The organism is Aliivibrio fischeri (genome assembly GCA_038993745.2).
In the GTDB taxonomy this organism is placed as follows: Bacteria; Pseudomonadota; Gammaproteobacteria; order Enterobacterales; family Vibrionaceae; genus Aliivibrio; species Aliivibrio fischeri_B.
The window spans coordinates 1319878-1345328 of the sequence record CP160630.1; the positions used below are offsets into that span (position 1 = coordinate 1319878).

Here is a 25451-nt window from a genome sequence, read left to right on the forward strand (position 1 = left end):
TTTCTTGTTCTTTTCATAAGAGACTTCCTTCTAACATTCATTTACTCGTCAATGAGCAACTTCATGAATTTCCTTACCCTTTGAATCTATCGAAGAGTTGCTCACATTGCGAGGATCAAGATCACGAATATTTAAACGTACCGCGTGTTTTTACTTTATTTATATGATCTTAATACCACTTATCCTCATTCTTAATACAAAAGCGCAATTCTTCTTTCACACCATACTGAAACATTAATGACATGAAAATTCACTAAAACTGTCAGAAAATCGCCTCAAAATCGTCATAAAGCATCTCTAGGATGACAATCAAATTATTGATGTAGTCCAAAAGGATAGAGACAAATGAAAACATTGCTAACCAGTGCGACATTACTCGTTACTACTTTATCAACGCCATTAATGGCAAAAGAAGCCGACATTCAATCCCTTGTAAATGCAGCCCAAAAAGAAGGCCAAGTATACAGTGTTGGTATGCCTGGAAGCTGGGCAAACTGGAAAGATACATGGAACGATTTAAATAAACTGTATGGCCTAAAGCATCAAGATACGGACATGAGTTCAGCTCAAGAAATTGCGAAATTTGCAGCAGAAAAGAACAACGCCACTGCCGATATCGGTGATATTGGCTTTGCTTTTGCACGAGTCGCAGTAAAAAAAGGCGTAACACAAGCTTATAAACCAACCACTTGGGATTCAATTCCAGATTGGGCAAAAGATAAAGACGGTCATTGGGCTCTTGCTTATACAGGCACTATATCTTTCATCTCAAATAATAAGTTAGTGAAAAATCCACCGACATCTTGGGATGATTTATTACAAGGAAACTACAAAGTCAGCGTTGGTGATGTTGGTGTGGCAGCGCAAGCAAACAACGCCGTATTAGCAGCCGCTTTTGCGAAAGGTGGAGATGAAAGCAATCTAAAACCTGCGATTAAATTCTTTGCAGAGTTAGCCAAACAAGGTCGCTTATCTTATACCGACCCAGGTTTAGCTAATCTAGAAAAAGGGGAGGTCGAAGTTGCGCTACTGTGGGACTTTAATGCTCTAAATTATCGTGACAAATTAGGGCGAGATCGCTTTAGTGTTAATATTCCTCAGGATGGTTCTGTTATTTCTGGATATACCACCATCATAAATAAATTTGCTAAAAATCCAAATTCGGCAAAATTAGCACGTGAATACATCTTCAGTGATCAAGGACAGATTAACCTAGCAGAAGGCTATGCCCGCCCTATTCGTAGTGATGTTGTGTTGCCACAATCAATCCAAGATAAGTTAATTCCTAACGATCAATACACTAATGTTCAGCCTGTAAGTGATTTTAAAGCGTGGGAAAAGTCCGCTCGTAAATTACCTCGCCAATGGCAAGAAAACGTATTAATTAACCAGCAGTAAGAGAATTCCATGAGCAGTAAGACTATTCTTGTTGTTCTCGATGGACTTAATTACCAAGTAGCTCATGATTGTATGGGCTACTTAACAGGGTTAATTGAGCACCAAAGAGCAACGCTATATAAAATTCAATCCGAATTACCTTCAATGTCTCGCCCATTATATGAGTGTTTATTAACGGGTATATCTCCTGTAAATAGTGGCATTGTAAACAATGATATTGTGCGATTATCTAACCAAGATTCCATATTCAGTTTAGCGACAAGCCAAGGTAAAACTACGGCAGCCGCCGCTTATCACTGGGTTAGTGAACTCTATAATATCGCTCCTTATCATGCGACACGTGATCGCTTTACCAACAGCAAGCAACTCAACATTCAGCATGGTTGTTTCTATCATTGGGATCACTACCCTGATGAAGCGCTATTTCTTGATGCTGAGCACCTGCGTCGTACGCACCAACCGGATTTTTTATTAATCCACCCAATGAATATTGATGATGTTGGACATAAATTTGGTCTGGATTCTCGTCAATATCGAAATAGTGCTCGCATTGCTGACATTATTTTATCTAACTACATTGATAACTGGGTAAACGACGGCTATCAAGTCCTTATTACCAGCGATCATGGTATGAATAACGATCTATCACATGGTGGAAATCTACCAGAAGAGCGTGACGTCCCCTTATTTGTTATTGGAGAGCGCTTTACTCACCAAGCATCCGATAACATCCAGATTAAGCAAACGGATATTTGCGGTGTGTTATGCCAATTATTAAGCCTTAAACACAACAAAACTTATCCTCAGGAATTATTAGTATTATGAGTAGTTCTGCAATCACTCACCCAAGCAACGCATCAAATAAATCGATTGTTGCTTGGATAAAGAAAATGAAACCAGCAATTTGGCTTGCTCCATTAGCACTGTTTTTTATCTCTTTCAATTAGCGCCAATGATTTGGGTATTCATCAATAGTTTCATTTATGAAGATGAATACTCATTTGAAAACTACCAAGAAATATTCGATTCTAGCTTTATGCTACAAGGGTTTAGTAACAGTCTATGGCTATCGATATGGTCCAGTTTAATAGGCTTAATGATTGCGACACTCTTGGTTTCGTCACTTCGTCGCATTGATAGTAAGCTACGTGATGGCGTTATTGCTTTCACTAACATGAGCAGTAATTTTTCAGGTGTACCATTAGCGTTTGCTCTCATTATTATTCTTGGTGTCAATGGGGCGTTTACCCTATTGCTTAAACAATACGGACTAATTGATGATTTTAATCTCTATGGGAAATGGGGATTGCTTTCTCTATACATCTACTTTCAGATCCCACTTGCCGTGTTATTACTTTATCCCGCTTTTGATGCATTAAGTGATGATTGGCAAGCGGCTTCAGCATTACTTGGCGCTAAAACATGGCAGTACTGGACCAAAATAGCGCTGCCAGTGCTCTTCCCTGCGCTACTAGGTACATTCATTATTCTTATCGCTAACGCCATCGGGGCTTATGCGAGTGTATATGCTTTAACTAATGGTAACTACAACGTAATTACTGTACGTATCGCTAGCCTTGTTTCTGGTGATTTATTCCTAGAACCAAATTTAGCGGCCGCTATCTCCGTTATATTAATGGCCATTCTGGCTTTTATTACCATAGTTAATCAGTGGCTTATCGCTAGGAGTTATCATGCAAAACGCTAATACCGCATTTCATAAATCGGTGGTTTACTCTATTGTCGGATTAATGATGATCCCCATCATCGCTACTTTTATTTATTCGATTTCATCTCGTTGGGGAGCCACCATTTTACCCGATGGATTTTCTCTACAATGGTATGGTCAACTCTTAACAGATGAGCGATTTTTAGCCGCTTTTGGACGATCATTATTTATTGGCATTTCTGCATTAACGCTGAGTGTTGTCTTAATTATCCCAGCTATTTTTGTTGTGTTTTATTACTTTCCAAAACTCGACAAAGTAATGAATATTCTGATCTTATTGCCTTTTGCAGTACCACCAGTGGTCTCCTCTGTTGGGTTATTGCAAATCTATGCAGATAGCAGTATCCCTTTAGTGGGAACTCCTTGGATATTAATTGGAACCTACTTTACCATTGCGCTTCCATTTATGTACCGTGCTATCGCAAATAGCTTTGAATCCATTAATTTACAAGACCTTATGGATGCTGCTCATTTATTAGGGGCCAGTACAACAAGAGCATTTCTCTTGATCATTCTTCCGAATTTACGTAAAGGCCTAATGGCCTCACTTTTTCTCTCTTTCTCTTTTTTACTAGGTGAATTTGTCTTCGCTAATATTTTGGTTGGCACACGCTATGAAACCTTACAAATCTATCTCTACAACATGCGTCAAACCAGCGGACACTTCACGTCTGCATTAGTGATGACCTATTTCTTGTTTATCTTTTTACTGACTTGGTTAGCAAGTCGCTTTAACCGAGGTATTAAATAATGAGCTATGTAAACGTAAACCAATTAACAAAACGTTTTGGTGACAATACGGTTTTTGAAAACGTAAATTTTAATATAGAAAAAGGCGAGTTTATTACTTTGCTAGGTCCAAGCGGATGCGGTAAATCAACCCTACTTCGTAGCTTAACAGGGTTAGATCCTATCAATAATGGTGAAATTTGGGTTAATGGCGAAAACATAACAGAACAAACACCACAGCAACGTGGTATTGGCATGGTATTTCAATCTTATGCGCTTTTTCCAAATATGACCGTGAAAGAAAACATCGCTTTTGGTTTAAAAATGAAAAAGATAGACGTAAATACGATTGAAAAAGAAGTCTGTAAAGTTATTGAATTAGTTGATTTAAACGGTAAAGAAGATCGCTACCCTCATCAACTTTCAGGTGGGCAACGTCAACGAGTAGCACTCGCTAGGGCTCTGGTTGTAAAACCGAGGATCTTATTACTTGATGAGCCTTTATCTGCACTTGATGCCAAAATAAGAAAGCGTCTCCGTCAGCAGATCCGTGATATTCAAAAAGAACTAAACTTAACAACGATCTTTGTTACTCATGATCAAGAAGAAGCCATGATCATGTCAGATCGCATCTTCTTAATGAATCAAGGTGAGATTGTTCAGCAAGGATCACCCGAAGAGATCTATACTCAACCTGCAAATGAATTTGTGGCAAGCTTCATGGGACATTACAATTTGGTTGATGCACCAAAAGCCAAACAGTTATTTGATATTGAAACCGAGTGGAAAGTCGCTATACGCCTGAATCGATTTATGTAAAAGAAGAAGGCAGGCACTATGCTGAACATATTTCGCTACCAAAACAAGGGATTATCAAAAATCATCAACTGCTTGGTAATGTCATTCGCTATCAAGTAGATGTTAATGACTGCGACTTAACCGTTGATTTACTTAATCGTTCGTCAGAAAGACTATTAGCAGCGGGAAGCAAACTAGAGTTACTTTTTAATCTTAACGAAATTCAACCAGTGAGAGCCTAAACATGACACACCCACTTTATATATTTGATCTTGATGAGACCTTGATTAATGGTGATTGTGCCATGATTTGGAATGAGTTTTTAGTTGATAAAGGCATCGTCACAACACCTGATTTTTTGGAGGAAGACAAACGCTTAATGACGCGGTATTCACGAGGCTTAATGGACATGGAAGATTATCTTACCTTTGCTATGTCCCCACTAAAAAACATACCAACAGATCAAGTAGAAATACTCGTTGAAGAGTGCGTTAAACAACACATACTTCCTCTTTTATTCCCGGAAGCAAAAGTACTCATAAACCAACTAAAAGCCGATAATGTAGATATGATTATTATTTCAGCTTCTGTCAGTTTTCTAGTAAAAATCGTAGCCAAGAACATAGGTATAGAACATGCAATTGGAATTGATTTAAAAGAAAAAGAGGGCTGTTATACAAGACACATTCTTGGTGTTCCAAGTTACAGAGAAGGCAAAGTATCTCGACTAACAGAATGGTTAAATGGAGGAGATAAAACCTATTCTAGTCTTCATTTTTATACTGATTCAATCAACGATTTACCATTATGTTTGTACGCAGATCATACGTACTTGGTAAACCCTTGTGAACAATTAGCAGTATATTCTAAAAAGAAAAATTGGCCGATACTTGCTTGGGGAAGCCAATAAATCAAAAATTATCCTTAATTTTCGTAATAACTGGTTTAAAACGAAACCATAAAATTACCAATAGTTTGATTATGGCTATTGGTAATACTTCCTTCACCTGTCTCTTCACTGTATGAAAAATCAACATCAAATGAATCAAGTTGTCCTTTCATTAAAAGATTACGTAATAATACATCACTGTTTAGTTGATGAATTACAGCGTCCCATGACACATTGTTTTTAAAAATTGTGAAATTTACGTTCATTAAATACCTTTGCTTTTTGATAGTTACTTTAAATTTTATTTATAAATTAGTTAGCTAAATAAAATTCAATTAAAATAGTGTAATTTTAGTATGTTACAGAAAAATGATGGATTAAAACTAATGAAGTAGATGTTACTGAGAGATTTATGGCAAGTACGAAACAGGAGCAGATGTTTGAAATGTTGCAATCTTACAAGTAGAGCTAATTTAATTATTAATAATACATTGTTAAAATCGCGTAAATGATGCGAGCACCACTCACGCAACTTATTTGAAATTAAAGCGCTACAACGTTAGCAGCTTGAGGGCCTTTTTGGCCTTGCTCAACTTCAAAAGAAACTTTTTGGCCTTCAGCAAGAGTTTTGAAACCTTCTGAAGCGATAGCACGGAAATGTACGAATACGTCAGCGCCGCCGTTATCTTGAGTGATAAAACCGAAACCTTTTTCTTCGTTAAACCATTTAACGATACCAGTTGTTTTAGACATATTATGTCCCTTCTTAATAAAAATTCATAAAAATCGCATTATGCGATGTGCTTGGAGCCTGAATTATTGAATGTGGCGATAAAGCTAAGGGAGACACTGAGGATAACAACACTTACGAAGAAATTCTGAGGACTTACTTTTACTTGATGTTCACTAACAACTCTGAGCAACAGAGCGAGGGCAATATTACTTGATTACTGAACATTGTAAAGACTTTTTTAATTTATTTTAAAAAACTGTAAAAATACTCTGTTATATAAGCATCCATATTTCGTTCACATACAAACACATAAAAACCGCCATAACAATGACGGTTTTATCTTTATAATCAATAACTTTTAAATGAAAAATTAAATTGCTTGATCACTCATAGAAAATAAAAATTGAGCATCTTGATTTGAGTGATCAGGTAGCTTCATTTTAATTACAGGAATTGCAATGCCCGTAGTTTGATAAAAATCTTTTTGATAACTTTGAGCTTCATTTCGTCCATTATAACCAGAATCAGCTGTATAGAAAAAAGCTTGTATAGGTAATTCTCTGCCTATATTTTGTGGCCATACTGCTAATCTTAGCTCATTTTGAGTACCAAATGATTCACTAGAGATCTTAGCCATTGATTTAATACCTTCAGAAAAATTTCTAGATGTATCAGATGGTGCAGTCTCTCTTAAGTTAAACGAACATTGGTGATGGTGCTTATCGCCATGCGTATCATAATAATGTGATTTCCACTCTGATGCTGTATAAATATTTTGTTGGTCACAAGAACGGCTAGAACCCTTATAATCAACATTCTCTCCACAACCATTATAATTACGACGGTTTGAATCTGCATCGATAGGGAAGAAACATAGATAATCTAAATCTCTTTTACCTTGTGGGGCACCAAAGATCTGATAAATAATATAACCACTATCATAACCATAAGCCAATCTAGTATATTTTGAATCTTTACGTAGATAAGAAAACGATACGCCACCTGTATTTATTGCATTCGGACTTGGATTCCAAACATGATAATTACCCGGCTTATTACCTCGAAAGGTAATTCCCGAACATAAAAACGCCGGAGATCCATTACCACAATAATCTGGAGTTTCATTATAATCATTAGTTAATGCTGCAACTAACGAACTACCTTGCTGCTGTGTGATAACGCTATTACTACGACTTACCGCAGCATTATCATCGGAAACGTCATTTGCCAGCACAGACAAGCTAAGGGGTAGAACAAACCAACTGATCAATTTTATAAATTTCATAATATATTCCATATATTTAAGTTTTAATTAATGCACATCACTGCGATCAATACACGTTACGTAATCGGTGTACGTGTCATAACCGTCATCGCTATTACCGTTACTCAAATCAAGCCAGAAATGAGCATCGGGATCAGAACCTGATCCTGATACAGTAGACGACCAGTAATATGTATTGGTTGGCCATTGATATTTCCCCATATCACCATATTCATTCTGCAATGTTTTTAAGTCCCATATCGTTGGTAATGTCCATGATGAACTGCCACCAATACGTAAACCTTCACAAAATTGCTTTGCTGTGTCTGGATGATATTTAGGATATTTATAGCCGTTTTCATTGTTGTACCCATCATAATTATGATAAGAACCAACCTGATCTAATTGCTCAACATTGACTGGACAAGAAACTTTAGCGCCGCTTGATAACGTCACCATTCCACCATCGTTTGAGCAAGTAGGTGTATATTTATCATCATCTTCAGTGATAGCTAATGACGTTATACAACTTTGATTTCCTTCAATTTGCCCTGTACTTTTAGGGACAACACAGAACTCAATGTGTTGGCCAACAAGAGAGGCATCATTTTTTAAATTGAAAGTAGAAGAGAAATGCTCTGTTCCTTTATCTCGATATAATTCTTCGTGAGTTTCCACACAGTCCACGTGCGCAAACTGTTTTTTTCTTCTGCACCAGAATCAGCAGCAACATAAAGATAATCACCTTTTAATTTCTCGCCAATAACTGGAACATCAGGAGTTATTCGTAACGATGACACCGAAGGTAAACTCTCTTCCCCTGTCTTCCATGTCGTTATTTCATCACCACAACTAGGGTGATATGCAAGAAAATAAGATACGCTGTTATCAGGGGCTTGCGTGGAGTACAAATCAATAGGTATGCCATCGCAAGTCAATGTAATATCATCAACATTAGCTCCATTAGCCCAACTGTTTAAAATATTACTTCCTGCCCCAAGCCTTGGTGGTTTACAGCAGCAAATGCATTACCACTAGCAATGGTTTCACTAGCAGGAGCAACAAATGCATTTAAAGCATCAGGTGACAGCTCTGCACTTTGTAACGCATCAATATAATTCCCATCACTATCAAGTACCAAAGCACCTTCATTGGATGTTCTCGTCACTAAACGGGTATTTTCGCCATACGTTTTTTTGGTATATAGATTCCCCCATTGCACCAGTTTTCCGGTTGATACATCCGTGGCAATAAAGCTGCATCGAGTCGCACTTAACTGTGGACTTTTCATATTTGATAAGAAATCAGAAGTTGATGAATTTATCTTTCCTCCACAAGCATCATCCCCCACGCATAGATAGTTGAATTAGAGATAACCGCAAAGGCTTTTTCTGTTGCTTGTATGCTCGAACTTCCAGAACTATTTAAAATCGAGGAAATATCACTAGGAATAGTGCCCGACTCTGAATTGTCTCCCCCCATGCAACGTATTTATTACTCTGTGTTTTAACTAGAAACGCATCTTTCGTAGCATAAATAGACTGTACAACTTCATTTTTTAAAGCCCTTTTAGCCTCTTTAGATATGGTTCCCCCAGCGGCACCATCACCCCACACTTTAATCTTTCCTGATTCTAAAAGCGCAACCCAAGCAATAGACTCTCCAATAGTACCTCCAGAGTGATAAATTGAGCGTATAATGTCGGAAGAAGTAATTGCATCAATCGTGTTCTCTGTTCCTGTCGACGGAGTATATTCAATAAGTGAACCATCGGTTTTCACTATCATGAATGATTCTGTTCCTGGGTAAACTGACCGGATATTTTCAATCGATTTTTCTTCACCGCGAGTAACACCATTTCCCAAGCGACCCCATTTTTGGAGGTTGGGTTTACAGCGAGAAAGGCACTACCAGATGCATACATTTGGCTAGGTTTAATAAACGTTAATAATTCATCTAATGTACTTCCTACTTCTATTTCCCCCCAAACTGCGGATTACCAAATGCCATCACATTTTGATATTCACCCTTATCCTGTATGATAAAAGCACCTGCAGCGAGGTTAATCCCAGCAGTACCTGGTAATGGTTCACTATTATTAAAGCGATAATTATTTGTTTGATTAAACCAACTGTTATTCGCTTCACTTTGAGGGATTAACATTGGTTGTGCAGCCATCACTACTGGACTTAATACATTAGCCAATAGAAGTGCGATAATAGACTTTTTCATTATTATTCCTTTGTTATTATTTTTATTACTCATTGAACACACCATCAGGAACAGAATTGCCCCACATCACGACAGCACTGCCTCCCCTAACATAAAACCCCCTGCAGTTTCCTCCTCGAACTCAGAAAACGTATTAAAACTACCAATTTGAGAAATATCAGAAAGATCATTAATAGCGCTACGTAAATTCAAATTAGAGTCATCAGAAGAAAGACACTGATGTCCATCAGGAATACAACCACCTTGGTTTACCCCTCCCCACGCATACACATCATCCATCGCCTTCATCAAAAAAGCGTGATTATTGCCAATGACATTAGCTATTGAGAAGGTAGGAATATTGCTTGGCAGTGCTCCGCCATATTTCTTATCTCCCCACACAAAAAGATGTGAGCTGTCGTATAAAGCAATGGCTTTTTCTGTTGATGCACAATGAAAATCATCGGTAATCGTTGTTGCATCTAACTCTGTTTGAATATTTGATGGGATATAACCAGCACCGTAATCATTCCCCCATGCAGCAACACCTTTATTGCCATCAGAAATAGCAACAAACGATGCATCAGAAGCACATAAACGGGTAATAGGGTTTGTATTAGTAAAGTCAGTAGCCGCAGAACTGAGTAATCCACCATAATATGAATCACCCCATGCTTTTACCTTCCCTGATGTGGTGATCCCAGCAAAGGCATAACGAGTTGCGTACACCGTTTGGATATTTTGGTGCTGCTCAAATGGACTATGCCCCCATGAATAAGCATTTCCATCATTATCGAGTACAGTAAAACTGTCTTGAGACGTGACAATATCTTTAATTGACAAAGCGGATTTCATTTCATCAGGTAATGTACCTCCATATATGGATTGCCCCCACGCAACAAGCTTTTGCTTACCGCTTGGCATATCAAACACAGCTAGAAATGCTTGAGCCGTATGATAAATTGCCTTTGGCAAACCATCTTTGCTTAACAACTTATCAATGCGTTTTTGTGATTCACTTGATATTGAGCCACCACGAACCATATCCCCAGCCGTATTTATTCCACCATTTTTTAAAATGGCAGCCATTGCATAAGGGGCTGGAAAAATTTCTTCGACTTGACTTATATAAGATGGCGTCGTATCAAACTGCCCCCAAATAATGGCATCATCTGACTCACTTTTTATCGCAAAGCCATCAAGCATAGAATACACTTCTTTCACTTTAGGTAAGTTAGGGGCATTAGTCACTTCAGAGCCATAACCAATTAATGAAGCATCGCCCTCAGAGCTAAGAGATAACGCCGCAGAATTACTTGTTACAAAGGAAACATCATCTTTTGCATCCGTGATTGGTGCATTGTATAAACTGAAGTTTTTAGTTTGATTTAAATAACTGAATAACGCATTTTTATTATCAATATCTCCATTAGTAATTAATTCACTTCTGCATTCATTTTCTGATGGAGCATAACTTCCAGGCAGATAAGTTACTTTAATACAGTATCGTAAATATTTATTATTTGTATCTTTTGGTACATTAATTGGAATTTCAGGAAACCCATCACCAGATATATTCCCGCAAGTTAATAATCCATCTAATTCACATTCCTCCTTATTATTATTGATAATACTTTTTAACGTATCGTCCGTTATTTCACACTCAGATGAATCATCATTTAAAATACAAGCACTGTATAATACTTTTATATCTGAGTCTGGTGTGGTTTTATAATTTATATTTGTTATTTCATTTTCTTTTGGTGGTGAAGATAAATGAAGCTGATCAATAGAAACCCTTGGTAGCTTTGGAACAATAGCATTAGCCATATTCCAGCTACTGGATAGAATGGTAATAGTCATCCCTACCCAATATTTATATTTCATTATATTTATTCCGAACAGATAAAAGCCTCTAATAAAAGAGGCTTTATTATTATTTTATATTGTTATTTATTTAGGGATATCTTCACACACTACTAATGCTAATGAAGCAGGATCTTGTCCAACAACTTTAAATTCGCCGCCACCAGTACTATCACTTGGCGTGTTGTAGATATAACCTACTGCATTATAGTAATTAAAGTAACTACCCGGTTCTGTTGCATCTTTTTCTGAACTCCACAACATACGAACATCGTATGGCCAGTGTTCAGTTTTACCTCCTGCTGTTTCAACCGTTAAGTAACTAGAAAATGCAGTTGGATTTGATACTAATCTTAAACCACGGTTAGTACACTCTTGTGCAGCAATATCTTGAGGTAATGCAGCAAAGCCATATACATCATCGCCTGTCATTTCATCTGTTGCTACACCGTTTCCATCAGTACGAACAATGAATTCTGATTCTGTAGCTTCATCACCTTCATCATAATCGGTTTCAATTGACAACATTGGACGATAATAGTTATCAGCAACATTACCACCAGGGAAGTTTTCTTGTATTGTGAAGTTATCACCACCAATACCAGAACCACCGCCTGCTTCAGAAGATAAGGTAACAGAGATCGATACCGTAAGTGGCATTCCTGCTTCTACTGGAACTTCAGCTGTATCTGGATCTTCATCGTTATCAAAAGTTTCAGGCACTAAAAATTGTTTATTTGATGGGCTAGTTACTGTTTTTACTAACGCCCCATCAATTCGCCATTGATAAGTGGCAGCAGTAATTTCACTTTCATCAATCGGAGTTGTTTCCCCCTTATTATAAACACTATAAGAAAGATTCACGACTTCTGTTGCTGCAATGAATTTTCCAACCAATACGTCAGAAACTTCTTTTTCATTGATACGTGGTGCAAAGGCATCCAATGTTTGAACGTTGTTTAATGACATTTCATTAGAACATTGAATAGAAGATGTAAGATCGTCTTGATTAATATATGAAATACATGCTGTTAGATTTTGGCTATTACCTAAAATATCAGGAGTAACAATCAATTTCTTACCAAGACCAACAATTGTGCCTTTTTCATCCTTCCATACAAATTTTGGATTTTTAATCTCATCTTTATTTAGATCAGATTTAACAACCAAAATACTATTTTCACGTATACTTCATCGTTATGATCAATATATACATTTGCAGATGCTGTACCAACAACACCAACAGTTAATAAAGATACCATTGCCAACTGGTTTAATTTAAAATACATATTTATACTCCAACCACTATACGTGGCTATTATTTATAATTTAGATAAAGTTATTTAATCCTTATCTATTTAAAGTACTGCGTTCAATAATTTAAACACAGTGTTATATAATCAAATGAAAACTCATTTAATTATAAAATCATTGCCCGACACATAATGGATTAATAAATTCACTATATGGGTAAAAAAATGAAACTTCTCTTTCTTCTTCAAAAATGACGTCCGAAAGAACAAAACTAAAATCACCTATATAAGAAGAGGTAAAACTCGCATTAGACGCATGATGATTATTAACAGCCGTTATCCAACCTGTTGTAAATGAGTAATACGGAACAATATCAGGGTCTTTATACGTTCCAGATGCAGCTCTCTTCATACCTAAAACTGAACGATTCAATGCAGCAAGACTATATTTAGATGACGCTAGCTCTAACATTCCTTCTTGATCTAAAGAATCAACTTCAGAACCTTCACTTAAAACATCGAGTCCTGGAACGGCCAAATACCAATGTTTAGTATCACTATTAAGCAAGTTACATGATTGAGCTTCTGTACTGTGCTCATACACAGCCCATTTATAACCAAAGGTGACTAAAGGATAATCTTCAACAGGAGCAGGAAACTCACCTTCACTAAATTTCAGTTTTTGCGCGTTTTTTGCTTCTGTTATTGTTAATGGCTATGGTAATAAGCGTCATCTCTTGTGCCACCCAAAGAATCTAAATAACGTCCTTCTGCCGACCCAGGGATCAATATTTCACGTATCGGCTCTATACCTCGAGAGTAAAATAATGGTTTATCTGGTGTCTCGGATAATATGCACCACCTGTGACGCACTCAGTATCATCCGTACATATCTCAGCGTCCCCTTTTGCCGAAAGAGGTGTCGCTTCTGAAGCATTAACACAATATTCATACCCAAGTTCAGTACTATCAATACAAAAACTGATGTCTTTACCAATAAAATACGTAGCATCTTTAGGTAGAGGATCTCCATTTGCTTCAGCAACAAGCCAATCCCAATCATCAAGTTGCTTATCAAGACTCACTTGCTGATCTCTACTGCTCCCCATATCCATTAAGCCCGGAACTAATTCCACAGCCTTATCTCGAGTACCTATGGTGTAAGATAAGTTAGTACCTACACCACCTTCACCTTCAGCAATCTCAACTCTGTCTTCTGCTTTATCGTTTGTCCAACCATCTTGTGCGCTTAAATTGGCTTTCCATTTTGTAGCACCAGTTAGTCCATATATTTTCGCGGTTAATGTGGCACCATATTCCAATGAGCCAGTAATTTTAGTGCCAATTCCTTTTGTTGAATCGCAGTTAAGTGGACCAACTTGAGTACCCTCCCCAATTGGGAGAACACAAGCTCGAATGGTTTTATCAATATAACGGCGGTTAATATCATACATACAATCCTTACCAGCACCGGATTCACATTGAGTAAACTCTGGCATATGATCATCGCCCAAAGTATGAGTAACAAAACCAAATATACTTTTACCTTCGGGATACCTGCACCATTATCATCATAGGTATAAGAAGCACTTATGGTATTTCCAGGTAAAGGAAAAACTGACGAATCTATCGTAACTTCAGCTGAAATATCTGATGAAAGCCCAATACTTAAATCTGTACAATATTCGTCACCAACTAATTCACCAGTTTTTGATGGAGTAACACATCCAGATACCGTTACACCTAACAACGCGCTTGCATCCGAAACAGGCAAGATATAATCATCAGCATCAGGAATCTCGACACCATCTTTTAACCAACGAAAAGTAAACTGTTCAACATCAGGCTCGTCTCCTTCTTCATCGTAATACGTTCCTGTCAGCTCTAACTGTTTATCTGCAATATTACCAATGATCTGTTCATCAAGAACTTGAGGGGCATGGTTTGATGTTGGATCCGTAGGCCGACTAGGCATAAGATCCGTATCCCCATTCTTACAGCTAACTAAAGAGACCAAGTAGTTAATACAATAATAGATTTATTCATATTAAGACCCAACCCTACGATTAAACTGAATAACTACTCGACGATTCAGAGCCGATTCATTTCGCATGAGGTCTTCATTTACAAGCGGGTCTGCTGAGCCTTTAGAATTAATGAGAATTCTTTCTTCATCCACACCAGCTTTAATCAGCATATCTGCAGCGTAAGTTGCTCTTCGTAAAGATTCGATATCATTTGCTGAATCCGTTCCTTTTGCGTCGGTGTAACCTGTGATGCTTACTTTCCCTTGTCCCTGCTTAACGCTTAACGCCAGTTCATTCCATGAGTGCCATTGCTTACTTTCAACAACAAAACGGCTTTCCCAAATTCAAAATGAAGCGTAACTTGCTCTGGATAATAGGTTGCTTCAGGGACCAGTTTTACAATCGTTTCAGGCTTAGGTTCTGGCTCTGGTTTTGCTTTAAATTTATAAGTCAAACCAAGAGAGGTGAAGTAGAGGTCACTTTTACCAGTTTTAGCATTACCTATACCGTCAATAATTGAGGTTCCAAATCGCAAGCTCCAGTTTGGAGCAAGCGCATATTCAGCACCAATTTCCCAAATATCATCTATGCTAGAATCGGATTCAAACATGCCTAGATGCACATTATCGTTGCCCGAAACGGATAAATAGTTATAAGCGGCACCACCTTTCGCATAAAGATCAAGATTATCGGTAACCGGTAGTGATAACTTCACCGATAAATCAACACCTGTCGCATTTGAATAATAACCATCACCAACCCCATAAAAAGTCTTAGGGCTTCCGTAATCATGCCAGCTACCTTCTAAGGCAAACCAAGAATTAAACTGATAACCACCATAAAGACCACCACCAGTGACATAATTTTTACACTCGATTGCATTTGATGAGCACGCACCTAAAAAGTGACTAACGCCAACCTGCCCACCTAAATACACATGAGATTGTTCTTCTTTTGATTCAGAAGCTACAGTTCCATTAGAGATAATTAACATTATTGCCAATAGTAAGGCTTTTATTTTTATTATGTAATTATCGTTATAAATTTTATGTTTTATCACTTTACTTTACCTTTATAACTAGCCAAATTTAAAACAAAGACAAGCTTCATTTTAATTTACATTCTATTTATGTATTTATATAAGACTCAGATTGAGCAGATGATTGAAATCGACACTTATTTGCCATCTCTAATGATTTCAATATACTCTTCATTCTTTCTTCACTTATTGATGATTTTTTTTCTTTAGGCTCTTTAATATCAAAGCTCTTCTTACTTACGAATTTATCGTCACTGTTTTTTATACGATATTCAAAATAACTGGATAATATTAAGTCTAAAGAAATACTTTCATATCTCTCATAACAACGCTCTAAGCGTTTAATTGTTCTTCTCTCTACAGGATTCATTTTCATCAGCCACGGTTACCTAGTCAACATTTTTAATATTAATATTTTTTATATATAAGAGATTTCATTTTTATTTATATGAATATCTCCCCTCCAAAAAGATATTTCTTTTTAGAGTTTCTTCTTATTTAAATTAATATTTAATTCTATTTTACAAAGTAGGTAGAATGTAAGTTAAATAATAAGACTTGTTTTAGTAACGATGTTTGAAGGTAATATGAAAATGGATTAAAATGAACGCATGTTGTAACAAAACGTAAATTGATATTTATAAGCTATTGATTTTAAAGTGGGTTCGACACTAGTTTACCGTCTACCTATTTGGTTAAATAGATGAAAAAAAATAGCGCTGCCAGTGCTCTTCCCTGCGCTACTAGGTACATTCATTATCTTATCGCTAACGCCATCGGGGCTTATGCGAGTGTATATGCTTTAACTAATGTAACTACAACGTAATTACTGTACGTATCGCTAGCCTTGTTTCTGGTGATTTTCCTAGAACCAAATTTAGCGGCCGCTATCTCCGTTATATTAATGGCCATTCTGGCTTTTATTACCATAGTTAATCAGTGCTTATCGCTAGGAGTTATCATGCAAAACGCTAATACCGCATTTCATAAATCGGTGGTTTACTCTATTGTCGGATTAATGATGATCCCCATCATCGCTACTTTTATTTATTCGATTTCATCTCGTTGGGGAGCCACCATTTTACCCGATGGATTTTCTCTACAATGGTATGGTCAACTCTTAACAGATGAGCGATTTTTAGCCGCTTTTGGACGATCATTATTTATTGGCATTTCTGCATTAACGCTGAGTGTTGTCTTAATTATCCCAGCTATTTTTGTTGTGTTTTTATTACTTTCCAAAACTCGACAAAGTAATGAATATTCTGATCTTATTGCCTTTTGCAGTACCACCAGTGGTCTCCCTCTGTTGGGTTATTGCAAATCTATGCAGATAGCAGTATCCCTTTAGTGGGAACTCCTTGGATATTAATTGGAACCTACTTTACCATTGCGCTTCCATTTATGTACCGTGCTATCGCAAATAGCTTTGAATCCATTAATTTACAAGACCTTATGGATGCTGCTCATTTATTAGGGGCCAGTACAACAAGAGCATTTCTCTTGATCATTCTTCCGAATTTACGTAAAGGCCTAATGGCCTCACTTTTTCTCTCTTTCTCTTTTTTACTAGGTGAATTTGTCTTCGCTAATATTTTGGTTGGCACACGCTATGAAACCTTACAAATCTATCTCTACAACATGCGTCAAACCAGCGGACACTTCACGTCTGCATTAGTGATGACCTATTTCTTGTTTATCTTTTTACTGACTTGGTTAGCAAGTCGCTTTAACCGAGGTATTAAATAATGAGCTATGTAAACGTAAACCAATTAACAAAACGTTTTGGTGACAATACGGTTTTTGAAAACGTAAATTTTAATATAGAAAAAGGCGAGTTTATTACTTTGCTAGGTCCAAGCGGATGCGGTAAATCAACCCTACTTCGTAGCTTAACAGGGTTAGATCCTATCAATAATGGTGAAATTTGGGTTAATGGCGAAAACATAACAGAACAAACACCACAGCAACGTGGTATTGGCATGGTATTTCAATCTTATGCGCTTTTTCCAAATATGACCGTGAAAGAAAACATCGCTTTTGGTTTAAAAATGAAAAAGATAGACGTAAATACGATTGAAAAAGAAGTCTGTAAAGTTATTGAATTAGTTGATTTAAACGGTAAAGAAGATCGCTACCCTCATCAACTTTCAGGTGGGCAACGTCAACGAGTAGCACTCGCTAGGGCTCTGGTTGTAAAACCGAGGATCTTATTACTTGATGAGCCTTTATCTGCACTTGATGCCAAAATAAGAAAGCGTCTCCGTCAGCAGATCCGTGATATTCAAAAAGAACTAAACTTAACAACGATCTTTGTTACTCATGATCAAGAAGAAGCCATGATCATGTCAGATCGCATCTTCTTAATGAATCAAGGTGAGATTGTTCAGCAAGGATCACCCGAAGAGATCTATACTCAACCTGCAAATGAATTTGTGGCAAGCTTCATGGGACATTACAATTTGGTTGATGCACCAAAAGCCAAACAGTTATTTGATATTGAAACCGAGTGGAAAGTCGCTATACGCCCTGAATCGATTTATGTAAAAGAAGAAGGCAGGCACTATGCTGAACATATTTCGCTACCAAAACAAGGGATTATCAAAAATCATCAACTGCTTGGTAATGTCATTCGCTATCAAGTAGATGTTAATGACTGCGACTTAACCGTTGATTTACTTAATCGTTCGTCAGAAAGACTATTAGCAGCGGGAAGCAAACTAGAGTTACTTTTTAATCTTAACGAAATTCAACCAGTGAGAGCCTAAACATGACACACCCACTTTATATATTTGATCTTGATGAGACCTTGATTAATGGTGATTGTGCCATGATTTGGAATGAGTTTTTAGTTGATAAAGGCATCGTCACAACACCTGATTTTTTGGAGGAAGACAAACGCTTAATGACGCGGTATTCACGAGGCTTAATGGACATGGAAGATTATCTTACCTTTGCTATGTCCCACTAAAAAACATACCAACAGATCAAGTAGAAATACTCGTTGAAGAGTGCGTTAAACAACACATACTTCCTCTTTTATTCCCGGAAGCAAAAGTACTCATAAACCAACTAAAAGCCGATAATGTAGATATGATTATTATTTCAGCTTCTGTCAGTTTTCTAGTAAAAATCGTAGCCAAGAACATAGGTATAGAACATGCAATTGGAATTGATTTAAAAGAAAAAGAGGGCTGTTATACAAGACACATTCTTGGTGTTCCAAGTTACAGAGAAGGCAAAGTATCTCGACTAACAGAATGGTTAAATGGAGGAGATAAAACCTATTCTAGTCTTCATTTTTATACTGATTCAATCAACGATTTACCATTATGTTTGTACGCAGATCATACGTACTTGGTAAACCCTTGTGAACAATTAGCAGTATATTCTAAAAAGAAAAATTGGCCGATACTTGCTTGGGGAAGCCAATAAATCAAAAATTATCCTTAATTTTCGTAATAACTGGTTTAAAACGAAACCATAAAATTACCAATAGTTTGATTATGGCTATTGGTAATACTTCCTTCACCTGTCTCTTCACTGTATGAAAAATCAACATCAAATGAATCAAGTTGTCCTTTCATTAAAAGATTACGTAATAATACATCACTGTTTAGTTGATGAATTACAGCGTCCCATGACACATTGTTTTTAAAAATTGTGAAATTTACGTTCATTAAATACCTTTGCTTTTTGATAGTTACTTTAAATTTATTTATAAATTAGTTAGCTAAATAAAATTCAATTAAAATAGTGTAATTTTAGTATGTTACAGAAAAATGATGGATTAAAACTAATGAAGTAGATGTTACTGAGAGATTTATGGCAAGTACGAAACAGGAGCAGATGTTTGAAATGTTGCAATCTTACAAGTAGAGCTAATTTAATTATTAATAATACATTGTTAAAATCGCGTAAATGATGCGAGCACCACTCACGCAACTTATTTGAAATTAAAGCGCTACAACGTTAGCAGCTTGAGGGCCTTTTTGGCCTTGCTCAACTTCAAAAGAAACTTTTTGGCCTTCAGCAAGAGTTTTGAAACCTTCTGAAGCGATAGCACGGAAATGTACGAATACGTCAGCGCCGCCGTTATCTTGAGTGATAAAACCGAAACCTTTTTCTTCGTTAAACCATTTAACGATACCAGTTGTTTTAGACATATTATGTCCCTTCTTAATAAAATTCATAAAAATCGCATTATGCGATGTGCTTGGAGCCTGAATTATTGAATGTGGCGATAAAGCTAAGGGAGACACTGAGGATAACAACACTTACGAAGAAATTCTGAGGACTTACTTTTACTTGATGTTCACTAACAACTCTGAGCAACAGAGCGAGGGCAATATTACTTGATTACTGAACATTGTAAAGACTTTTTTAATTTATTTTAAAAAACTGTAAAATACTCTGTTATATAAGCATCCATATTTCGTTCACATACAAACACATAAAAACCGCCATAACAATGACGGTTTTATCTTTATAATCAATAACTTTTAAATGAAAAATTAAATTGCTTGATCACTCATAGAAAATAAAAATTGAGCATCTTGATTTGAGTGATCAGGTAGCTTCATTTTAATTACAGGAATTGCAATGCCCGTAGTTTGATAAAAATCTTTTTGATAACTTTGAGCTTCATTTCGTCCATTATAACCAGAATCAGCTGTATAGAAAAAAGCTTGTATAGGTAATTCTCTGCCTATATTTTGTGGCCATACTGCTAATCTTAGCTCATTTTGAGTACCAAATGATTCACTAGAGATCTTAGCCATTGATTTAATACCTTCAGAAAAATTTCTAGATGTATCAGATGGTGCAGTCTCTCTTAAGTTAAACGAACATTGGTGATGGTGCTTATCGCCATGCGTATCATAATAATGTGATTTCCACTCTGATGCTGTATAAATATTTTGTTGGTCACAAGAACGGCTAGAACCCTTATAATCAACATTCTCTCCACAACCATTATAATTACGACGGTTTGAATCTGCATCGATAGGGAAGAACATAGATAATCTAAATCTCTTTTACCTTGTGGGGCACCAAAGATCTGATAAATAATATAACCACTATCATAACCATAAGCCAATCTAGTATATTTTGAATCTTTACGTAGATAAGAAAACGATACGCCACCTGTATTTATTGCATTCGGACTTGGATTCCAAACATGATAATTACCCGGCTTATTACCTCGAAAGGTAATTCCCGAACATAAAAACGCCGGAGATCCATTACCACAATAATCTGGAGTTTCATTATAATCATTAGTTAATGCTGCAACTAACGAACTACCTTGCTGCTGTGTGATAACGCTATTACTACGACTTACCGCAGCATTATCATCGGAAACGTCATTTGCCAGCACAGACAAGCTAAGGGGTAGAACAAACCAACTGATCAATTTTATAAATTTCATAATATATTCCATATATTTAAGTTTTAATTAATGCACATCACTGCGATCAATACACGTTACGTAATCGGTGTACGTGTCATAACCGTCATCGCTATTACCGTTACTCAAATCAAGCCAGAAATGAGCATCGGGATCAGAACCTGATCCTGATACAGTAGACGACCAGTAATATGTATTGGTTGGCCATTGATATTTCCCCATATCACCATATTCATTCTGCAATGTTTTTAAGTCCCATATCGTTGGTAATGTCCATGATGAACTGCCACCAATACGTAAACCTTCACAAAATTGCTTTGCTGTGTCTGGATGATATTTAGGATATTTATAGCCGTTTTCATTGTTGTACCCATCATAATTATGATAAGAACCAACCTGATCTAATTGCTCAACATTGACTGGACAAGAAACTTTAGCGCCGCTTGATAACGTCACCATTCCACCATCGTTTGAGCAAGTAGGTGTATATTTATCATCATCTTCAGTGATAGCTAATGACGTTATACAACTTTGATTTCCTTCAATTTGCCCTGTACTTTTAGGGACAACACAGAACTCAATGTGTTGGCCAACAAGAGAGGCATCATTTTTTAAATTGAAAGTAGAAGAGAAATGCTCTGTTCCTTTATCTCGATATAATTCTTCGTGAGTTTCCACACAGTCCACGTGCGCAAACTGTTTTTTTCTTCTGCACCAGAATCAGCAGCAACATAAAGATAATCACCTTTTAATTTCTCGCCAATAACTGGAACATCAGGAGTTATTCGTAACGATGACACCGAAGGTAAACTCTCTTCCCCTGTCTTCCATGTCGTTATTTCATCACCACAACTAGGGTGATATGCAAGAAAATAAGATACGCTGTTATCAGGGGCTTGCGTGGAGTACAAATCAATAGGTATGCCATCGCAAGTCAATGTAATATCATCAACATTAGCTCCATTAGCCCAACTGTTTAAAATATTACTTCCTGCCCCAAGCCTTGGTGGTTTACAGCAGCAAATGCATTACCACTAGCAATGGTTTCACTAGCAGGAGCAACAAATGCATTTAAAGCATCAGGTGACAGCTCTGCACTTTGTAACGCATCAATATAATTCCCATCACTATCAAGTACCAAAGCACCTTCATTGGATGTTCTCGTCACTAAACGGGTATTTTCGCCATACGTTTTTTTGGTATATAGATTCCCCCATTGCACCAGTTTTCCGGTTGATACATCCGTGGCAATAAAGCTGCATCGAGTCGCACTTAACTGTGGACTTTTCATATTTGATAAGAAATCAGAAGTTGATGAATTTATCTTTCCTCCACAAGCATCATCCCCCCACGCATAGATAGTTGAATTAGAGATAACCGCAAAGGCTTTTTCTGTTGCTTGTATGCTCGAACTTCCAGAACTATTTAAAATCGAGGAAATATCACTAGGAATAGTGCCCGACTCTGAATTGTCTCCCCCCATGCAACGTATTTATTACTCTGTGTTTTAACTAGAAACGCATCTTTCGTAGCATAAATAGACTGTACAACTTCATTTTTTAAAGCCCTTTTAGCCTCTTTAGATATGGTTCCCCCAGCGGCACCATCACCCCACACTTTAATCTTTCCTGATTCTAAAAGCGCAACCCAAGCAATAGACTCTCCAATAGTACCTCCAGAGTGATAAATTGAGCGTATAATGTCGGAAGAAGTAATTGCATCAATCGTGTTCTCTGTTCCTGTCGACGGAGTATATTCAATAAGTGAACCATCGGTTTTCACTATCATGAATGATTCTGTTCCTGGGTAAACTGACCGGATATTTTCAATCGATTTTTCTTCACCGCGAGTAACACCATTTCCCCAAGCGACCCCATTTTTGGAGGTTGGGTTTACAGCGAGAAAGGCACTACCAGATGCATACATTTGGCTAGGTTTAATAAACGTTAATAATTCATCTAATGTACTTCCTACTTCTATTTCCCCCCAAACTGCGGATTACCAAATGCCATCACATTTTGATATTCACCCTTATCCTGTATGATAAAAGCACCTGCAGCGAGGTTAATCCCAGCAGTACCTGGTAATGGTTCACTATTATTAAAGCGATAATTATTTGTTTGATTAAACCAACTGTTATTCGCTTCACTTTGAGGGATTAACATTGGTTGTGCAGCCATCACTACTGGACTTAATACATTAGCCAATAGAAGTGCGATAATAGACTTTTTCATTATTATTCCTTTGTTATTATTTTATTACTCATTGAACACACCATCAGGAACAGAATTGCCCCACATCACGACAGCACTGCCTCCCCTAACATAAAACCCCCTGCAGTTTCCTCCTCGAACTCAGAAAACGTATTAAAACTACCAATTTGAGAAATATCAGAAAGATCATTAATAGCGCTACGTAAATTCAAATTAGAGTCATCAGAAGAAAGACACTGATGTCCATCAGGAATACAACCACCTTGGTTTACCCCTCCCCACGCATACACATCATCCATCGCCTTCATCAAAAAAGCGTGATTATTGCCAATGACATTAGCTATTGAGAAGGTAGGAATATTGCTTGGCAGTGCTCCGCCATATTTCTTATCTCCCCACACAAAAAGATGTGAGCTGTCGTATAAAGCAATGGCTTTTTCTGTTGATGCACAATGAAAATCATCGGTAATCGTTGTTGCATCTAACTCTGTTTGAATATTTGATGGGATATAACCAGCACCGTAATCATTCCCCCATGCAGCAACACCTTTATTGCCATCAGAAATAGCAACAAACGATGCATCAGAAGCACATAAACGGGTAATAGGGTTTGTATTAGTAAAGTCAGTAGCCGCAGAACTGAGTAATCCACCATAATATGAATCACCCATGCTTTTACCTTCCCTGATGTGGTGATCCCAGCAAAGGCATAACGAGTTGCGTACACCGTTTGGATATTTTGGTGCTGCTCAAATGGACTATGCCCCCATGAATAAGCATTTCCATCATTATCGAGTACAGTAAAACTGTCTTGAGACGTGACAATATCTTTAATTGACAAAGCGGATTTCATTTCATCAGGTAATGTACCTCCATATATGGATTGCCCCCACGCAACAAGCTTTTGCTTACCGCTTGGCATATCAAACACAGCTAGAAATGCTTGAGCCGTATGATAAATTGCCTTTGGCAAACCATCTTTGCTTAACAACTTATCAATGCGTTTTTGTGATTCACTTGATATTGAGCCACCACGAACCATATCCCCAGCCGTATTTATTCCACCATTTTTTAAAATGGCAGCCATTGCATAAGGGGCTGGAAAAATTTCTTCGACTTGACTTATATAAGATGGCGTCGTATCAAACTGCCCCCAAATAATGGCATCATCTGACTCACTTTTTATCGCAAAGCCATCAAGCATAGAATACACTTCTTTCACTTTAGGTAAGTTAGGGGCATTAGTCACTTCAGAGCCATAACCAATTAATGAAGCATCGCCCTCAGAGCTAAGAGATAACGCCGCAGAATTACTTGTTACAAAGGAAACATCATCTTTTGCATCCGTGATTGGTGCATTGTATAAACTGAAGTTTTTAGTTTGATTTAAATAACTGAATAACGCATTTTTATTATCAATATCTCCATTAGTAATTAATTCACTTCTGCATTCATTTTCTGATGGAGCATAACTTCCAGGCAGATAAGTTACTTTAATACAGTATCGTAAATATTTATTATTTGTATCTTTTGGTACATTAATTGGAATTTCAGGAAACCCATCACCAGATATATTCCCGCAAGTTAATAATCCATCTAATTCACATTCCTCCTTATTATTATTGATAATACTTTTTAACGTATCGTCCGTTATTTCACACTCAGATGAATCATCATTTAAAATACAAGCACTGTATAATACTTTTATATCTGAGTCTGGTGTGGTTTTATAATTTATATTTGTTATTTCATTTTCTTTTGGTGGTGAAGATAAATGAAGCTGATCAATAGAAACCCTTGGTAGCTTTGGAACAATAGCATTAGCCATATTCCAGCTACTGGATAGAATGGTAATAGTCATCCCTACCCAATATTTATATTTCATTATATTTATT

Annotated in this window: 31 protein-coding genes and 5 pseudogenes; 10 read left to right on the forward strand and 26 right to left on the reverse strand. The window is 37.0% G+C overall.

Going from position 1 to position 25451, the window contains the following annotated elements; translation table 11 throughout:
- Positions 1-345 precede the first annotated feature (345 nt).
- The 6 genes and pseudogenes from AAFX60_020295 to AAFX60_020320 all read left to right on the forward strand — a co-directional run bounded on the left by AAFX60_020295 (position 346) and on the right by AAFX60_020320 (position 5564).
- Positions 346-1398 (forward strand): ABC transporter substrate-binding protein, encoded by a 1053-nt coding sequence (locus AAFX60_020295; GenBank protein ID XDF79470.1) that lies wholly within the window; start codon positions 346-348, stop codon positions 1396-1398.
- Between the two features lie 9 nt (positions 1399-1407).
- A complete protein-coding gene (locus tag AAFX60_020300) occupies positions 1408-2223 on the forward strand; it encodes an alkaline phosphatase family protein (protein ID XDF79471.1) in 816 nt (271 codons plus the stop codon).
- Positions 2220-3106: pseudogene (locus AAFX60_020305) on the forward strand (ABC transporter permease subunit). Before AAFX60_020300 ends, AAFX60_020305 begins: the two are co-directional and overlap by 4 nt.
- The gene (locus tag AAFX60_020310; GenBank protein ID XDF79472.1) at positions 3093-3878 is read left to right on the forward strand and encodes an ABC transporter permease; all 786 of its coding nucleotides are present in this window, start codon (positions 3093-3095) and stop codon (positions 3876-3878) included. Before AAFX60_020305 ends, AAFX60_020310 begins: the two are co-directional and overlap by 14 nt.
- Positions 3878-4896 (forward strand): annotated as a pseudogene (locus AAFX60_020315) (ABC transporter ATP-binding protein). Before AAFX60_020310 ends, AAFX60_020315 begins: the two are co-directional and overlap by 1 nt.
- Before the next feature lie 2 nt (positions 4897-4898).
- Positions 4899-5564, forward strand: coding sequence for an HAD family hydrolase (locus tag AAFX60_020320; GenBank protein XDF79473.1), 666 nt, complete (start codon positions 4899-4901; stop codon positions 5562-5564).
- A gap of 35 nt (positions 5565-5599) precedes the next feature.
- Here AAFX60_020320 and AAFX60_020325 read toward each other — a convergent pair whose 3' ends face one another.
- The 16 genes from AAFX60_020325 to AAFX60_020400 all read right to left on the reverse strand — a co-directional run bounded on the left by AAFX60_020325 (position 5600) and on the right by AAFX60_020400 (position 16312).
- The gene (locus AAFX60_020325) at positions 5600-5809 is read right to left on the reverse strand and encodes a hypothetical protein (protein ID XDF79474.1); all 210 of its coding nucleotides are present in this window, start codon (positions 5807-5809) and stop codon (positions 5600-5602) included.
- Between the two features lie 277 nt (positions 5810-6086).
- Positions 6087-6296 (reverse strand): cold-shock protein, encoded by a 210-nt coding sequence (locus tag AAFX60_020330; GenBank protein XDF79475.1) that lies wholly within the window; start codon positions 6294-6296, stop codon positions 6087-6089.
- A 350-nt stretch (positions 6297-6646) separates the two neighbouring features.
- Positions 6647-7561 carry a halovibrin HvnA gene (locus AAFX60_020335; protein ID XDF79476.1) on the reverse strand — a complete coding sequence of 305 codons (915 nt, stop codon included), beginning with the start codon at positions 7559-7561 and terminating at the stop codon, positions 6647-6649.
- A 27-nt stretch (positions 7562-7588) separates the two neighbouring features.
- Positions 7589-8218 carry a DUF823 domain-containing adhesin gene (locus AAFX60_020340; protein ID XDF79477.1) on the reverse strand — a complete coding sequence of 210 codons (630 nt, stop codon included), beginning with the start codon at positions 8216-8218 and terminating at the stop codon, positions 7589-7591.
- A complete protein-coding gene (locus AAFX60_020345) occupies positions 8152-8451 on the reverse strand; it encodes a hypothetical protein (GenBank protein ID XDF79478.1) in 300 nt (99 codons plus the stop codon). Before AAFX60_020345 ends, AAFX60_020340 begins: the two co-directional genes overlap by 67 nt.
- A 65-nt stretch (positions 8452-8516) precedes the next feature.
- A complete protein-coding gene (locus tag AAFX60_020350; protein XDF79479.1) occupies positions 8517-8831 on the reverse strand; it encodes a hypothetical protein in 315 nt (104 codons plus the stop codon).
- A gap of 133 nt (positions 8832-8964) precedes the next feature.
- On the reverse strand, positions 8965-9405 hold the full coding sequence (locus AAFX60_020355; protein XDF79480.1) for a hypothetical protein: 441 nt from the start codon (positions 9403-9405) through the stop codon (positions 8965-8967).
- Between the two features lie 109 nt (positions 9406-9514).
- A complete protein-coding gene (locus AAFX60_020360; GenBank protein XDF79481.1) occupies positions 9515-9772 on the reverse strand; it encodes a hypothetical protein in 258 nt (85 codons plus the stop codon).
- Between the two features lie 66 nt (positions 9773-9838).
- On the reverse strand, positions 9839-11638 hold the full coding sequence (locus AAFX60_020365) for a hypothetical protein (protein XDF79482.1): 1800 nt from the start codon (positions 11636-11638) through the stop codon (positions 9839-9841).
- Positions 11639-11704: 66 nt separating this feature from the next.
- On the reverse strand, positions 11705-12787 hold the full coding sequence (locus AAFX60_020370; protein ID XDF79483.1) for a hypothetical protein: 1083 nt from the start codon (positions 12785-12787) through the stop codon (positions 11705-11707).
- Between the two features lie 258 nt (positions 12788-13045).
- A complete protein-coding gene (locus AAFX60_020375) occupies positions 13046-13474 on the reverse strand; it encodes a hypothetical protein (GenBank protein XDF79484.1) in 429 nt (142 codons plus the stop codon).
- A 202-nt stretch (positions 13475-13676) separates the two neighbouring features.
- Positions 13677-14192, reverse strand: a complete 516-nt coding sequence (locus tag AAFX60_020380; GenBank protein ID XDF79485.1) for a hypothetical protein — start codon at positions 14190-14192, stop codon at positions 13677-13679.
- Positions 14171-14845 carry a hypothetical protein gene (locus tag AAFX60_020385; GenBank protein ID XDF79486.1) on the reverse strand — a complete coding sequence of 225 codons (675 nt, stop codon included), beginning with the start codon at positions 14843-14845 and terminating at the stop codon, positions 14171-14173. The genes AAFX60_020380 and AAFX60_020385 overlap by 22 nt, the downstream gene beginning before the upstream one ends.
- Before the next feature lie 72 nt (positions 14846-14917).
- Complete coding sequence (locus AAFX60_020390; GenBank protein ID XDF80169.1) at positions 14918-15241, reverse strand: OmpA family protein; 324 nt, start codon at positions 15239-15241, stop codon at positions 14918-14920.
- Positions 15178-15891, reverse strand: coding sequence for an outer membrane beta-barrel protein (locus AAFX60_020395; protein XDF79487.1), 714 nt, complete (start codon positions 15889-15891; stop codon positions 15178-15180). The genes AAFX60_020390 and AAFX60_020395 overlap by 64 nt, the downstream gene beginning before the upstream one ends.
- A 133-nt stretch (positions 15892-16024) precedes the next feature.
- Positions 16025-16312 carry a hypothetical protein gene (locus tag AAFX60_020400; protein XDF79488.1) on the reverse strand — a complete coding sequence of 96 codons (288 nt, stop codon included), beginning with the start codon at positions 16310-16312 and terminating at the stop codon, positions 16025-16027.
- Positions 16313-16646: 334 nt separating this feature from the next.
- Here AAFX60_020400 and AAFX60_020405 point away from each other — a divergent pair.
- The 4 genes and pseudogenes from AAFX60_020405 to AAFX60_020420 all read left to right on the forward strand — a co-directional run bounded on the left by AAFX60_020405 (position 16647) and on the right by AAFX60_020420 (position 19371).
- A pseudogene (locus tag AAFX60_020405) lies at positions 16647-16911 on the forward strand (ABC transporter permease).
- Positions 16898-17685 (forward strand): annotated as a pseudogene (locus AAFX60_020410) (ABC transporter permease). The pseudogenes AAFX60_020405 and AAFX60_020410 overlap by 14 nt, the downstream one beginning before the upstream one ends.
- Complete coding sequence (locus tag AAFX60_020415; GenBank protein XDF79489.1) at positions 17685-18704, forward strand: ABC transporter ATP-binding protein; 1020 nt, start codon at positions 17685-17687, stop codon at positions 18702-18704. Before AAFX60_020410 ends, AAFX60_020415 begins: the two are co-directional and overlap by 1 nt.
- A 2-nt stretch (positions 18705-18706) precedes the next feature.
- Positions 18707-19371: pseudogene (locus AAFX60_020420) on the forward strand (HAD family hydrolase).
- A gap of 35 nt (positions 19372-19406) precedes the next feature.
- Here AAFX60_020420 and AAFX60_020425 read toward each other — a convergent pair.
- The 10 genes from AAFX60_020425 to AAFX60_020470 form a co-directional block, all read right to left on the reverse strand.
- Entirely contained in the window at positions 19407-19616 is a 210-nt protein-coding gene (locus AAFX60_020425; protein ID XDF79490.1) for a hypothetical protein, read from the reverse strand.
- A gap of 276 nt (positions 19617-19892) precedes the next feature.
- Entirely contained in the window at positions 19893-20102 is a 210-nt protein-coding gene (locus AAFX60_020430) for a cold-shock protein (GenBank protein ID XDF79491.1), read from the reverse strand.
- A 348-nt stretch (positions 20103-20450) separates the two neighbouring features.
- Complete coding sequence (locus AAFX60_020435) at positions 20451-20717, reverse strand: hypothetical protein (protein XDF79492.1); 267 nt, start codon at positions 20715-20717, stop codon at positions 20451-20453.
- 53 nt (positions 20718-20770) lie between these two features.
- Entirely contained in the window at positions 20771-21364 is a 594-nt protein-coding gene (locus AAFX60_020440; GenBank protein ID XDF79493.1) for a hypothetical protein, read from the reverse strand.
- Positions 21365-21391: 27 nt separating this feature from the next.
- Positions 21392-22021 (reverse strand): DUF823 domain-containing adhesin, encoded by a 630-nt coding sequence (locus AAFX60_020445; GenBank protein ID XDF79494.1) that lies wholly within the window; start codon positions 22019-22021, stop codon positions 21392-21394.
- Positions 21955-22254, reverse strand: coding sequence for a hypothetical protein (locus AAFX60_020450; GenBank protein XDF79495.1), 300 nt, complete (start codon positions 22252-22254; stop codon positions 21955-21957). Before AAFX60_020450 ends, AAFX60_020445 begins: the two co-directional genes overlap by 67 nt.
- Before the next feature lie 65 nt (positions 22255-22319).
- Complete coding sequence (locus tag AAFX60_020455) at positions 22320-22826, reverse strand: hypothetical protein (protein ID XDF79496.1); 507 nt, start codon at positions 22824-22826, stop codon at positions 22320-22322.
- On the reverse strand, positions 22769-23269 hold the full coding sequence (locus AAFX60_020460) for a hypothetical protein (protein ID XDF79497.1): 501 nt from the start codon (positions 23267-23269) through the stop codon (positions 22769-22771). The genes AAFX60_020455 and AAFX60_020460 overlap by 58 nt, the downstream gene beginning before the upstream one ends.
- A gap of 50 nt (positions 23270-23319) precedes the next feature.
- Positions 23320-23577, reverse strand: a complete 258-nt coding sequence (locus tag AAFX60_020465) for a hypothetical protein (protein ID XDF79498.1) — start codon at positions 23575-23577, stop codon at positions 23320-23322.
- Positions 23578-24037: 460 nt separating this feature from the next.
- On the reverse strand, positions 24038-25441 hold the full coding sequence (locus tag AAFX60_020470) for a hypothetical protein (GenBank protein ID XDF79499.1): 1404 nt from the start codon (positions 25439-25441) through the stop codon (positions 24038-24040).
- Between the last annotated feature and the right edge of the window lie 10 nt (positions 25442-25451).